The organism is Burkholderia sp. AU44665, from assembly GCF_030504405.1.
GTDB lineage: Bacteria > Pseudomonadota > Gammaproteobacteria > Burkholderiales > Burkholderiaceae > Burkholderia > Burkholderia semiarida.
Genome location: NZ_JAUJRI010000001.1, coordinates 1,066,324 through 1,079,040, shown reverse-complemented (window position 1 = coordinate 1,079,040; position 12,717 = coordinate 1,066,324). Strand labels below are relative to the sequence as shown.

Genomic DNA, 12,717 nt, shown 5'->3' with positions numbered 1-12,717 from the left:
TCGGCAACCGATCTCTCCCGCGATGTTGCGATGCCCCGCGGCGTGTGGGCCGCGATCCGCTTCCTGACGCCGCCGGGCGGGCTCCCGCGCAACCAAAGCGAAACGGCCGAAACCGCATTACGGCACCCTCATCGCCGTGCGCACGAACGCGTGAACGGCGCTACGCTGTCGGCATTTCAACCCATCACCCTCGATCCAGGAGAACACATCGATGGAACACCACCTGAAAGGCAAGGCAGTCGCGATCACCGGCGGCTTCGGTCATCTGGGCGTCGCGACGGCCGCGTGGCTCGGCGAGCGCGGCGCCCGCGTCGCGCTGATCGGCCGCGGCACGGCTCCGGCGGCGCAGGCGCTGCCCGGCGTGCCGGCCGATGCGTTGCGCATCGGCGGCATCGATCTCGTCGATCCGCGGGCCGCCGTGCAGGCGCTTGAAACGGTCAACCGCGAATTCGGCCGGGTCGACGCGCTGCTGAACATCGCCGGCGCATTCGTGTGGCAGACGATCGCTGACGGCGATGCCGCCACGTGGGACCGCATGTACGAACTGAACGTGAAGACGGCGCTGAATGCGTCGAAGGCCGCGCTGCCATACCTGGTGGCGAGCCAGGCCGGCCGCATCGTCAACATCGGCGCGGGCGCGGCGTTCAAGGCCGGCGCGGGGATGGGCGCGTATGCGGCCGCGAAGGCGGGTGTCGCGCGGCTCACCGAGGCGCTCGCGGCGGAGCTGCTCGATCGCGGCGTGACCGTGAACGCGCTGTTGCCGAGCATCATCGACACGCCGCCGAACCGCAAGGACATGCCCGACGCCGACTTCTCGCGCTGGGTCCGCCCGGAACAGCTCGCGGCGACGATCGGATTCCTGCTGTCGCCCGACGCGCAGGCGATCACCGGTGCGTCGATTCCGGTGAGCGGGCGAGTCGCGTAGTGCACCGGGGAGGGCGTGCCGGGTCCGGCCGTGCGTACAATGTCGCACCGGATCGCGCGACCCGAACCCGAGACCCGAATCCGAGACCGAATCCGAGACCGAATCCGAGACCGAATCCGAGACCGAATCCGAGACCCGAATCCGAGGCCATGACCCAGCCCACCATCCTGATCGTCGAAGACGAACAGGCGATCGCGGACACGATCGTCTATGCCCTCGGCACCGACGGCATGCAGACCATGCACTGCACGCTCGGACAGGCGGCGCTCGATCAGCTGCGCGCTACGCGTGTCGATCTCGTGGTGCTCGACGTCGGCCTGCCGGACCTCAGCGGCTTCGAGGTATGCCGGCGGCTGCGCACGTTCACCGATATTCCGGTAATTTTCCTGACCGCGCGGCACGACGAGATCGACCGGATCGTCGGGCTCGAGATCGGCGCCGACGATTACGTCGTCAAGCCGTTTTCGCCGCGCGAGCTGGCGGCGCGGGTGCGCGTGATCCTGCGCCGCTTCCACCGCGCGGCCGCGCCGGAACCGGTGCCCGCGCCCGCGCCGGCCGATGCGTGCGCACCGGTTGCCTCCGGCTTCACGCTCGACATCGATGGCGCGCGCGTGTCGTGGCTCGGCCACGCGCTGGACCTCACGCGGTACGAATTCGGGCTGCTCGCGCTGCTGGTCCGGCATCCGGGGCGCATCTACTCGCGCGAGCAACTGATGGATCTCGTGTGGCACGAAGCGCTCGATTCGGCCGACCGCACGGTCGACACGCACGTCAAGACGCTGCGCGCCAAGCTGCGCGCGATCGATCCCGAGCGCGACCCGATCCGCACGCATCGCGGGATGGGTTATTCGCTGCAACCGTAACGACCGGCTCCGCCCATGCATATCGGCCTGCGCATCTTCTTTGGCTTTTTCCTGATCGTCGGCCTGGCCGCGCTGATCACGCTGCGCGTGTTCGTGCAGGAGGTGAAGCCCGGCGTGCGCGAAGCGATGGAGGACACGCTCGTCGACACCGCGCAGGTGCTGGCGACGCTGGCCGCCGACGACATGGCGAACGGGCATATCGCCGACGGCGCGTTCGCGCGGCAGCTCGGGAAACTGCACGAGCGCCCCGTCAGCGCGAACGTGTGGGGCATCCAGAAGAACGCGATCGGCTACCGCCTCTACATCACCGACGCGCACGGCATCGTGCGCTACGACTCGTCCGGCAGCGCGGTCGGGCAGGACTATTCGCGCTGGAACGACGTGTACCGGACGCTGCGCGGCGAATACGGCGCGCGCAGCACGCGCAGCGATCCGAACGACGACGGCAGCACCGTGATGCACGTGGCGGCGCCGATCCGGCGGGGCGACGAGATCATCGGCGTGCTGACGATCGCGAAACCGAACCAGACGGTCGCGCCGTTCATCGCGCGCAGCCAGCGCAAGATCATGCTGTACGGTGCGTTGCTGATGGGCGGCGCGATGCTGATCGGCGTCGCGTGCACGGGGTGGCTGGTGCTCGGGCTGCGGCGCCTCCAGCGCTATGCGCGGGCGATCGCGGCCGGCGAGCGCGCGTCGATGCCGCTGCAGGGCGCGAACGAGCTGGCCGAGCTCGGGCGCGCGGTGGAAAGCATGCATCGGCGGCTGGAAGACCGGCAATACGTCGAAACCTACATCCACACGCTCACGCACGAGATGAAGAGCCCGCTGGCCGCGATCAGCGGCGCGGCCGAGCTGTTGCAGGAGGACATGCCGGTCGCGAACCGCCGGCGCTTCACCGAGAACATCCGCCGCCAGGCCGGCCGCTTGGAACAGATGATCCGCAAGCTGCTCGCGCTGGCCGAGGTCGAGCAGAAGCAGCGCCTGTCGGTGCACGAACCGGTCGCGCTGCGGCCGGTGCTCGAACAGCTCGTCGACGATATCGAGCCGCGCGCGCGGCAGCGCGGCGTGAGCTTGCGGATCGACGCGAATGGTGCGGCGGATGCGGCCGATGGAGCCGATGCGGTGGTCGTCGACGGCGATCCGTTCCTGCTGCGGCAGGCGCTCGGCAACCTGCTCGACAACGCGCTGGATTTCGCGCCGCCGGGCAGCACCATCCGGATCGCGCTCGAGCGGCAGCCGGCGGGCAGGGCGCACGTCGCGGTCGTGCGCGTCGCGGACGACGGCCCCGGCGTGCCCGACTACGCATTGTCGCGCGTGTTCGAACGCTTCTATTCGCTGCCGAGGCCCGACGGGCAGGATCGCAGCACGGGCCTCGGGCTGTGTTTCGTCCGCGAGGTCGCGATGCTGCACCGCGGCCAGGTCGCGCTCGCGAACCGCGCGGAAGGTGGCGCATGCGCGACGCTCACGCTGCCGTCGGCGGGCTGATCGCGCGCTTCACGCCCGCCACACATTCGCTTCACATCGGCTTCAATCGCCCTTCACCGGGGCCGCTCATGCTGACCGTACCTTCCACTCCCGTACCTGTCAGCAATGAATCGAGTCCTGTTGTTCAAGTCCATGATTACCGCGTTTCTCGCGCTGGCGATCCTGATCCCGCTGCAGATGGTCCAGAGCATCGTGCGGGAACGCGCCGACTATCGGCAAAGTGCGCTGGAAAGCATCTGGGCGAGCTATGCGGGGCCGCAGACGGTGACGGGGCCGGTGCTCGTCGTCCGTTACACGGAAGTCACGCGCGTGAGCGACGACGTGCGGGCCGGCGGCAAGGCGAAAACCAGCCTGAAAAGCGAGGCGAAACGGCTGCTCGTGTTCCCGAAGACGTTGAACGTCGACGGCACGCTGTCGGTCAGCACGCGCTATCGCGGCATTCACAAGGCGCTCGTGTACGCGCTCGACAGCCGGATGACCGGCACGCTGCCGCTGCCGGACCTGAAGAAGCTGCCGCAGGCCGACGGCCACGTGAGCTTCAAGGTCGACGGCGCGTACGTCGCGCTCGGCATCGGCGATCTTCGCGGGCTGAAGGCGCAGCCCGACCTGCGCATCGGCGGCACGCGGATCGACGTGGAGCAGGGCACGCGGCTCGACAGCCTGCGCCAGGGCGTGCATGCGAACGTCGATCTCGCGGCGCTGGCGGACGCAAACGCGGGGGCGACGGTCGTGCCGTTCAGCATCGCGCTGCCGCTGGCCGGTGCGGAGTCGGTCGCGTTCGCGCCGGTGGGCGACCAGAACGACTTCTCGCTGAAATCGACGTGGCCGCACCCGAGCTTCGGCGGCGAATTCCTGCCGGCCGAGCGCACGGTCGATGCGCGCGGCTTCGTCAGCAACTGGCGCGTGACGTCGTTCAACACGAAGGCGCGCGAGCAAGTGGCGTCCGGCAACGGCAACGGCGACGGTGGGATCGAGAGGGCATCGGTGTCGGTGATCGAACCCGTGAACGTCTATCTGCAGGCCGAACGCGCGACGAAGTACGGTGCGCTGTTCGTGATGCTCACGTTCGCGAGCTTCTTCATGTACGAACTCGTGAAGCGGTTGCGCATTCACCCGATCCAGTACACGCTGGTCGGCCTGTCGCTCGCGCTGTTCTTCCTGCTGCTGCTGAGCCTGTCCGAACACATTGCGTTCGGCTATGCGTATCTCGTGGCGAGCGGCGCATGCATCGGGCTGCTCGGCTTCTACCTGTCGTTCGTGCTGCACAGCGTGAAGCGCGGCGCGACGTTCACGGCGCTGCTCGCGATGCTGTACGCGGCGCTCTACGGGCTGCTGCTGTCGGAAGACAATGCGCTGATGCTCGGCTCGCTGCTGCTGTTCGCGATCCTCGCCGGCATCATGACGCTCACGCGCCGCGTCGACTGGTATTCGCTCGGCGCCGCGTGGCAGCCGCTGGCCGACAAACCGGACGCGGTGAAGCCGGGCACGCCCGCGAAGTAGGCGAGCGGGTGCGAGCAAGTGCGCGCCGGTCGCGAATGTCGCGACCGGCGCGCGGTTTCAGGCGGGCAGGACGCCCTTCATGCGGCCGTCCCGGGACGACGAAACCGCGCCAGCGGAATCTCGGCGATGGCCGCGATCTCGATCAGCAGGTCGGGACGGTAGAGACGCTCGACCTGGACGGTCGTCGTCACCGGGTAGGTTCGGCGAAATAAGCGTTGCGGATGTCGCCGGCGTGCATGAATGCGTCGATGCCGATGGCGTAATGGACGAGCGAGATCACGTCGCGCATTTGCCCGCCCAGTGCGGCCAGCACGTCGCGGATGTTGTCGAGCGTTTGCCGGACCTGGGCGCGCATGTCGCCGGCGCCGACGACCTGCCCGGCGCGGTCGAGCGCGACCTGACCCTTCAGATGCACGACCCGGCCGTCGCCCTGGATCACGGCCATCGAGAATGCGCCGAACGGCGCCCAGACTTCCGGCGGATTCACGGCTTCGGCCATCGCGCAGCTCCTGTGGGGGCGGAAACGGGGTAACGCAGCGGCGTGCCGCGTTCGGCGATCGCGCCATGATGAACGTGGACGCGTTCATCGTCGACGGCCAGCCCTGCCGAAAGCGGCGGCGGCCCGGATCGCCCTATACTCGCCTCTCCACATTACCGGACCACGCCGTGCCGAACCAAGCTTCCGGAGATCCGTCCATCGACGATCCCCGTCCGATCCCGCCTATCCAACCCGAACTGGAAGACTGCTGCAACAGCGGCTGCTCGCCGTGCGTCTTCGACCTGTACGACGAAGCGCTCGCGCGCTATCGCGTCGAGCTGGCCGAATGGGAGGCGCGGCAAGCGCAGCGCGAGCATCGCAAATAAACCGGGTGCCTGCGAGCGGCCATGCGTTGCATGCACCGCATCGGTTGCCGGCGTTGGACTGACGAGGCCATTTCCGTCGCGCGTCAGGCGTCACGCATCCGCATGCAGCCGCCGATGCAGCGGCCCGAGCGCCATCGACAGCGCGATGCAGCCGAGCAACACGGCCGTCAGCGTGAACATCGACACCCTGAACCCCTGCACGTAATCGAGTGCGGCCGGATGCACGCCGAGCCGCGCGAAGAACACGCCGCCGATCGTCGCGGCGCCGACCGCCGCGCCGATCTGCAGCATCGCGCTGACCATTCCCGACGCCACGCCCGCGCGGGCCGCGTCGACTTCCGCCAGCACGATCCGCACGACCGACGGCAGCACGAGCCCTTGTCCGATGCCGATCGCCGCGATGCCCGCATAGAAGCCGGGCCCGGGCGCGCCGTCGCGGGCGAGCGTGGCGGCGGTCGCGACGCCGGCCGCGAGCATCGCGAAGCCGAGCGTGAGCACGCGATACGCGCCGAACCGGGCGACGAGGCGCGGCATCAGCAGCGGGCTCGCGAGAAAACCGAGCCCGAGCGGCAGGATCGCGAACCCGGACGCGAGCGGCGACCAGTTCAGGCAGCCCTGCAGATAGATCCCGTAGCTCAGGAAGAACGCGCTCAGCATGTAGAACAGGAACGCGAGCAGGAGCCCGAGCGCGACGACCGGGTTGCGGAACAGGCGCACGTCGAGCAGCGGATCGCGGCCGCGCGCGAGCCGGCGCGATTCGACCGTCAGCAGCGCGCCGAGCATCGGCAGCGCGCCGACGGCGCACGCGATCATCCATAGCGGCCAGCCGGCTTCGCGGCCGTGCGTGAGCGGATACACGAGCATCAGCAGGAACAGCGACAGCAGCACCGTGCCCGACACGTCGATGCGCTGGCCGCGCGGCGGGCGGTTTTCCGGGATGAAGCGCCAGCTGCCGATCAGCGCCAGGATGCCGATCGGCAGATTGACGAGGAAGATCGCGCGCCAGCCGAGCCCGAACGGATGCAGGCTGATCAGCGCGCCGCCGCCGAGCTGGCCGATCACGGCCGCCAGGCCGAACGCGAACCCGTAGAAGCCCATCACGCGCACCTGTTCGTGCGGGCTGAACACGCTGCGGATCGTCGCGAGCACCTGCGGCGCGAGGATCGCGGCGAACAGGCCTTGCAGCACGCGCCCGCCGACGAGCACGGTGCCGTTGTCGGCGAGCCCGCACAGCGTCGACGCGAGCACGAAGCCGGCCATGCCGACCATGAACATGCGTTTGCGTCCGTACAGGTCGCCGAGCCGCCCGCCGGTGATCTGGGCGACCGCGTTCGCGCATGCATAGGCCGACACGACGAGCTGCAACTCGGCCTGGCGCGCGCCGATGCCGTCGCGAATGGCCGGCAGCGCGAGATTCACGATGAAGTAGTCGAGCGGCGGCAGAATGGCGCCGACCAGCAGGACCACGAGCGCCCAGCCGTGATGGCTGCGGGGCGTCGCCGCGGCAGCCGCGCCGGCCGACGCGCAGGGGGCAAGGGTGTTGTTCGTCATGAAAGCAGATCCGAAAAAAAGAGGGCCCGATAAGCGATGGACGCGAGCAGGCCGTTGACCCATATTCTGGTCATCGCTCATGGTTCGGAAAAGCGGGAAAGAGTGGTAGCATCCATCGGGTTATTCGATGGATGGAGGAAGGCGATGCGCGGTTTCGATCTGGACCAGTTGCGCACGTTCGCGGCGGTCGCGGAGGCCGGCAGCCTGACGGCCGCCGCGCCGCTGCTGCACCTGTCGCAATCGACGGTCAGCGAGCAGGTGCGCAAGCTCGAATCGCGCGCCGGCGTGCCGTTGTTCGTGCGCAGCAAGCGCGGTGTCGAGCCGACGCCGGCCGGCTCGCGGCTGTTGCAGCACGCGCGGCGCATCGTCGCGCTGAACGAGGCCGCGTTCGACGAACTGCGCGGGCAGGCGATCAAGGGCGAGTTGCGCGTCGCGATCACCGACTACTACCGCACGAACGAAGTGGCGGGCATGCTGGCGCGGCTGCGCGAGTGCTATCCGCAGTTGAGCCTGCACGTGAGCGCGATGAAGAGCGCGGATATCGAAGCGGCGCATGCGCGCGGGCAGATCGATCTGGGCGTCGTGATGAACATGTCGAGCGGGCCGTTCCGGCCGGTGTCGGCCGATACGCGCTGGGTGCTGCGGCGCGAACCGCTGTCGTGGGTCGCGTCGCCCGCGCTCGCCGAGCAGTTGCCCGAACCGCTGCCGCTCGTGTTGCTGCCGGACGACTGCATGATGCATCAGGTCGCGGTGCGCTCGCTCGACGAGCGGCACACGCCGTACGTGCTCGTGCACAGCGCGTCGGGCGTCGCGGGGTTGCAGTCTATGCTCGCGGCGGGGCTCGGGGTCGGCTGCCTGTGTGCGTCGGCGATCGGCGACGGCCTGATGCGGCTCGGCACGAAATACCGGCTGCCGCCGCTGCCCGACGCGGTGTTTTCGCTGACACCGCCGCTGCCGGGCGAGCGCGAGACCGTCACCCAGGCGCGCGAGGTGCTGTCGCGTCAATTGCTGATGTAAAACCGTGCCGCGTGCATCGCGGACATCCTGTTCGCCGGGAAAAATCCACGAATGGCGCGGCCCCGCGATTCACGCACGCCGCTTTCTACTCGGCGAGCTCACCGTCCGCATACGTACGCAGCCCGTTGGCCAGTGCATCGAACACGGCCCGGCAGCGCGGGCTCGTCCGCAGATCCTCGTGCATCACGACCCAGGTTTCCAGCCGCATCGCGGGCCCGTCGGGCAGCACGCGCACGAGCCGCGCGTCGCGTTTCGCGAGCGCCGTCTGGCAGAAGCCGATCCCGTAGCCGGCGCGGATCAGCGCAAGCTGCGCGAGGTTGCTGTCGGTGCGCAGCGCGAACGCGTCGCGCTGCCACTGCGGCATGCCTCGCCCCGCCGAGCGGATGAACGGCGTGACCGTGTCGAAGCCGATCAGCGCGTGATGGGCGAGCGCGTCGATCGTCGCGGGCGCGCCGTGGTGCGCCAGGTAATCGTCGCGCGCATACAGTCCGACCTCGATTTCGCCGACACGCCGCGCGACGAGCGCGTCCTGCGCGGGCCGCGCCATCCGGACCGCGATGTCGGCCTCGCGCTTGAGCACGTCCTGGATGCGGTCGGTCGGCACCAGTTCGATCACGAGCCCCGGATGGTCGCGCCGCAATTGCGCGAGCATCGGCGGCAGCACCTCGACGGCGATCACGTCGCTGGCCGAGATCCGCACGATGCCGCGCACGCCGGCGCCGTGGCTGGCCGCCGCGCGCTCGAACGCGGCCGCCGCGCTGCGCAGCGCCTCCGCATGGCCGCGCAGCGCGAGCGCCGCCTCGGTCGGCAGCAGGCCCGACGGCGACCGCGTGAACAGCGTCTGGCCGAACGCGGCTTCGAGCGCCGCGACATGGCGGCCGGCCGTCGGCTGCGTGATGCCGAGCGCGCGGGCCGCGCCGGACAGCGAGCCTTCCGTCAGCACCGCGAGGAAGGTGCGGTAGCGTTCCCAGTTCAGATCGGTGGTCATGCATAAATGTATAGCTGATCGACTGGGTTCGGCAATTCCTTGATAGCAGGCGGTGCCGCAGAATGCGTGTCGTGATGGCTTCATTCAAGGAGAGCGGCAATGACGGCAAACGCAGGCGGGATGCAACGGCAGGCGCTCGTGCTCGGCGCGAGCGGCGGGATCGGCGGGGAAGTCGCGCGGCAGTTGCGCGATGCGGGCTGGCAGGTGCGTGCGCTCAAGCGCGGGCTCGATGCCGAGGGCGTGGAGCGCGACGGCATCGCCTGGGTGCGCGGAGACGTGCTGGATCGCGATGCAGTGGTGCGCGCCGCCCGCGGCTGCAGCGTGATCGTGCATGCGGTGAACCCGCCCGGATACCGGAACTGGGCCACGCAGGTGCTGCCGATGATCGACAACACGATCGCGGCGGCGCGGGCCGCGCAGGCGACCGTCGTGCTGCCGGGCACGGTCTACAACTTCGGCGCCGATGCATTTCCGGTGCTACGGGAAGATGCGCCGCAGCATCCGGCGACCCGCAAGGGCGCGATCCGGGTCGAACTAGAGCGGCGGCTGCAGGACGCCAGCGCGCACGGCGTGCGGACGATCGTCGTGCGCGCCGGCGATTTCTTCGGGCCGCAACTCGGCAACAGCTGGTTCTCGCAGGGGCTGGTCAAGCCGGGGCGGCCCGTCGCGGCCATCAGCGTGCCGAGCCGCGGCGTTGGCCATCAATGGGCGTATGTGCCGGACGTGGCCCGCACGATGGTCGAGCTGATCGAGCGGCGCGAGACGCTGGAGCCGTTCGCGCGTTTCCATCTGGACGGGCATTGGGATGAGGACGGCATGCAGATGGCGCGGGCCGTGCAACGCGTCGCGCAGCGGCACGGCATGCGGCCGGCGCTGCGCGATTTTCCGTGGTGGCTCGTGTGGGTTGCCGCGCCGTTCGTGACGACGCTGCGCGAATTGCTCGAGATGCGCTACCTGTGGCGCGAACCGATCAGGATGGACAACGCGCGCGTGACCGCGGTGCTCGGCCGCGAGCCGGTGACGCCGCTCGATACGGCGGTGGAGGCGACGCTGGCGGGGCTCGGTTGTCTCGGGTGAGCAACGGCAGGCAGTACAGGCTGCGCCCCCGCACGGAAACGCGTCGTGCCGAACCGAAGAAGCAGCGGGACCACAATTCTCCACATACCCGCGTGCGTCCGATGCGCATCATGTCGGGCAATGCCGATAACGCGAAAACGGGGGCGCGATGGGGTACTTCGGGTGGAAAATGTCGGTTGCGGGAGCAATCATGTTCACATTGAGTGGATGTACGAACCTGGCCGGCGTGCTGTATTGCGGCAACTCGCAGTTCAACTTTCCGGACTACCACTGCTTTGAGTCGTACAGGTAGGAACAGGCGCGACGCCTGAATGCCGTCGTGCCCGTGCCCCGTGCGGTTTTCCGCTTGCCGTCACGGCTTGCCGTTACGCGACGACCGGCAACACCTCGACTGCATAGCGATGCGTGAGACTGCGCCCGAGCACCGGATCGTGCAGTTCCATTTCGAACGCATCGCCGTCGCCCATTGCCGCGATCGCGCCATGTACGGCGACCGTCCCGCCATACATCGCGCAGCGCGCGGGCATCGTGCGGCAACCGTCGAACCGCTGCCACAGCACGTCGGGCGCGAGCAGGCCGCTGACCGCGCCGTGCTGGTACGCCGTCCGCTCGCCGTCGCGCGCGATCAGCCACGAACGCATCTCGAGCGCATCCCAGTGATCGGCGACATCCGCATGACGCCACGCGTCGCGGCCGAGCGGCTTCGCGCACACCTGCTTCGACACGGCCACGCCGTACGCCTCCACTTCGCGATCCGTGTGATCGGAGCCGACCGTGACAAGCGTGCCGGCCGGACTGTCGACCAGCACACATTCGATCTCGCCGCCCGAGCGCGCGCCGAGCACGCCGATCGACGGTGCCTGCGTAAGCAGCGCGGCCGACACGCGATAGAAGCACGGCGTGGTCGACGGCGGCGCGACGCCGAGCGCCGCGAGTTCGTCGATATGCGCGTGGATCGCGGCCGGGTCGCGTCCGGCCCAGCCGGCGATCACGACGCGCTCGATGTCGACGTCGACGGCGGCCGGCGCGTGTTGCAGGGAAATCACGTTGAACGACAGGGTTGGCATGCGGCTATCCGTTTGAAGTGCGAAGGAATGATTCGGCCGGCGGCGACGCTCAGCCCTCGAGCGGCCGGTGCGCGGTCTCGCGCGCGGCGACGAGCGCGATCGACGTGACGACGAGCGCGGCGGTGACGTACAGCGACACGGCCGTCGTCGTGCCCGTTTGCCGGAACAGCGCGGCGATCACGAGCGGCGCGAAGCCGCCGCCGACGATGCCGGCGAGCGTGTACGCAAGCGACGAGCCCGCATAGCGCACGCGCGTCGGGAATTGCTCGGTCACGAACGCGCCCTGCGGGCCATACATCACCGCATGGATCACGAGGCCGATCGCGACGGCCGCGACGATCGCCGCGGGGCGCGCCGAATCGAGCAGCGCGAAGAACACGAACGCCCATACGATGCCGGCCATTGCGCCGGCGAGATACACGGGCCGACGGCCGAAACGGTCCGACAGCGCGCCGAAGAACGGCACCGCGAGCGCGTTGCAGGCCGTGCCGATCATCACGGCCGTCAGCGCGACGGGGCGCGACAGGTGCAGCACGGTCGTCACGTAGGTCAGCGTGAATACGACGATCAGCGCGTACAGCACGTCCGAGCCGATTCGCGAGCCGCCCGCGATCAGCAGGCGCTTCCAGTGGTACTTCAGCACGTCGGCGACGGGCACTTCGGCGGTCGCGTGCGATTCGGCGAGTTGCTCGAACTGCGGCGTTTCGTCGACGCCGCGCCGTACCCAGAAGCCGAACGCGACGAGCAACGCGCTGGCCGCGAACGGCACGCGCCAGCCCCACGACAGGAAGTTGTCCGAGGTGGTCGACAGCGTGACGAGCGCGATGCAGCCGGTGCCGAGCAGCGTGCCGAACGACGGGCCGATCTGCGTCCACGACGCGGACAGCCCGCGCCGCTTCTGGTCGCCATGCTCGACCGACAGCAGTACCGCGCCGGCCCATTCGCCGCCGAGCGCGACGCCTTGCACGAAACGCAGCGCGACGAGCAGGATCGGGCTCAGGATGCCGGCCTGCGCGTAGGTCGGCAGCGCGCCCATCAACGCGGTCGTCACGCCCATCAGCACGAGCGTGAGCATCAGCACCGCGCGGCGGCCGATGCGGTCGCCGAGGTTGCCGAACACGAAGCCGCCGAGCGGGCGTGACACGTAGCCGACCGCATAGGTCGAGAACGCGAGGATCGTGCCGGCCAGCGGATCGACCGACGGGAAGAACAGATGGTTGAAAACGAGCGCGGCGAGCGTGTTGTAGATCGTGAAGTCATACCACTCGAGCGACGTGCCGATCATGCTCGCGGTCGCGAGTCGGCTGTTGCGGACACGGCGGGGCGCGTGGGCGGCGGGCTGGGCGAGCGTGTTCATGGTATCGGGCAGATCGTGACGGG

At 69.1% G+C, this 12,717-nt stretch carries 11 protein-coding genes and 1 pseudogene; 7 read left to right on the top strand and 5 right to left on the bottom strand.

Annotated features, from left to right (window positions below; all coding sequences use genetic code 11):
- The first annotated feature begins 211 nt into the window (after nt 1-211).
- The 4 genes from QZM15_RS04780 (at nt 212) to creD (ending at nt 4,773) form a co-directional block, all read left to right on the top strand.
- A complete protein-coding gene (locus QZM15_RS04780; RefSeq protein WP_059584778.1) occupies nt 212-925 on the top strand; it encodes an SDR family NAD(P)-dependent oxidoreductase in 714 nt (237 codons plus the stop codon).
- Nucleotides 926-1,074: 149 nt separating this feature from the next.
- Complete coding sequence (gene creB, locus QZM15_RS04775) at nt 1,075-1,788, top strand: two-component system response regulator CreB (protein ID WP_059584780.1); 714 nt, start codon at nt 1,075-1,077, stop codon at nt 1,786-1,788.
- A gap of 15 nt (nt 1,789-1,803) precedes the next feature.
- Nucleotides 1,804-3,273, top strand: coding sequence for a two-component system sensor histidine kinase CreC (gene creC, locus QZM15_RS04770; RefSeq protein ID WP_124859911.1), 1,470 nt, complete (start codon nt 1,804-1,806; stop codon nt 3,271-3,273).
- Nucleotides 3,274-3,378: 105 nt separating this feature from the next.
- Nucleotides 3,379-4,773 (top strand): cell envelope integrity protein CreD, encoded by a 1,395-nt coding sequence (creD, locus tag QZM15_RS04765; RefSeq protein WP_124657917.1) that lies wholly within the window; start codon nt 3,379-3,381, stop codon nt 4,771-4,773.
- 77 nt (nt 4,774-4,850) lie between these two features.
- Here the strand turns inward: creD and QZM15_RS04760 are convergent.
- Nucleotides 4,851-5,272 (bottom strand): annotated as a pseudogene (locus QZM15_RS04760) (RidA family protein).
- 167 nt (nt 5,273-5,439) lie between these two features.
- Between QZM15_RS04760 and QZM15_RS04755 the strand changes: the two are divergent.
- Nucleotides 5,440-5,637: an oxidoreductase-like domain-containing protein gene (locus QZM15_RS04755; RefSeq protein ID WP_060310679.1), complete on the top strand. Its 198-nt coding sequence runs from the start codon at nt 5,440-5,442 to the stop codon at nt 5,635-5,637.
- Nucleotides 5,638-5,727: 90 nt separating this feature from the next.
- Here QZM15_RS04755 and QZM15_RS04750 read toward each other — a convergent pair whose 3' ends face one another.
- A complete protein-coding gene (locus QZM15_RS04750) occupies nt 5,728-7,188 on the bottom strand; it encodes an MFS transporter (RefSeq protein ID WP_302105941.1) in 1,461 nt (486 codons plus the stop codon).
- A 144-nt stretch (nt 7,189-7,332) separates the two neighbouring features.
- Here QZM15_RS04750 and QZM15_RS04745 point away from each other — a divergent pair, with 144 nt between their 5' ends.
- The gene (locus tag QZM15_RS04745; RefSeq protein ID WP_302105940.1) at nt 7,333-8,205 is read left to right on the top strand and encodes a LysR family transcriptional regulator; all 873 of its coding nucleotides are present in this window, start codon (nt 7,333-7,335) and stop codon (nt 8,203-8,205) included.
- 85 nt (nt 8,206-8,290) lie between these two features.
- Here the strand turns inward: QZM15_RS04745 and QZM15_RS04740 are convergent, their stop codons facing one another.
- A complete protein-coding gene (locus tag QZM15_RS04740; RefSeq protein ID WP_059584793.1) occupies nt 8,291-9,193 on the bottom strand; it encodes a LysR family transcriptional regulator in 903 nt (300 codons plus the stop codon).
- A 99-nt stretch (nt 9,194-9,292) separates the two neighbouring features.
- On the opposite strand from QZM15_RS04740, the gene QZM15_RS04735 reads away from it, so the two are divergent.
- A complete protein-coding gene (locus QZM15_RS04735) occupies nt 9,293-10,270 on the top strand; it encodes an NAD-dependent epimerase/dehydratase family protein (protein ID WP_302105938.1) in 978 nt (325 codons plus the stop codon).
- A 365-nt stretch (nt 10,271-10,635) separates the two neighbouring features.
- On the opposite strand, the gene QZM15_RS04730 is transcribed toward QZM15_RS04735, so the two are convergent.
- Both QZM15_RS04730 and QZM15_RS04725 read right to left on the bottom strand, forming a co-directional pair.
- Entirely contained in the window at nt 10,636-11,337 is a 702-nt protein-coding gene (locus QZM15_RS04730) for a DUF2848 domain-containing protein (protein ID WP_226225333.1), read from the bottom strand.
- A 49-nt stretch (nt 11,338-11,386) separates the two neighbouring features.
- The gene (locus QZM15_RS04725; RefSeq protein WP_059639725.1) at nt 11,387-12,706 is read right to left on the bottom strand and encodes an MFS transporter; all 1,320 of its coding nucleotides are present in this window, start codon (nt 12,704-12,706) and stop codon (nt 11,387-11,389) included.
- Between the last annotated feature and the right edge of the window lie 11 nt (nt 12,707-12,717).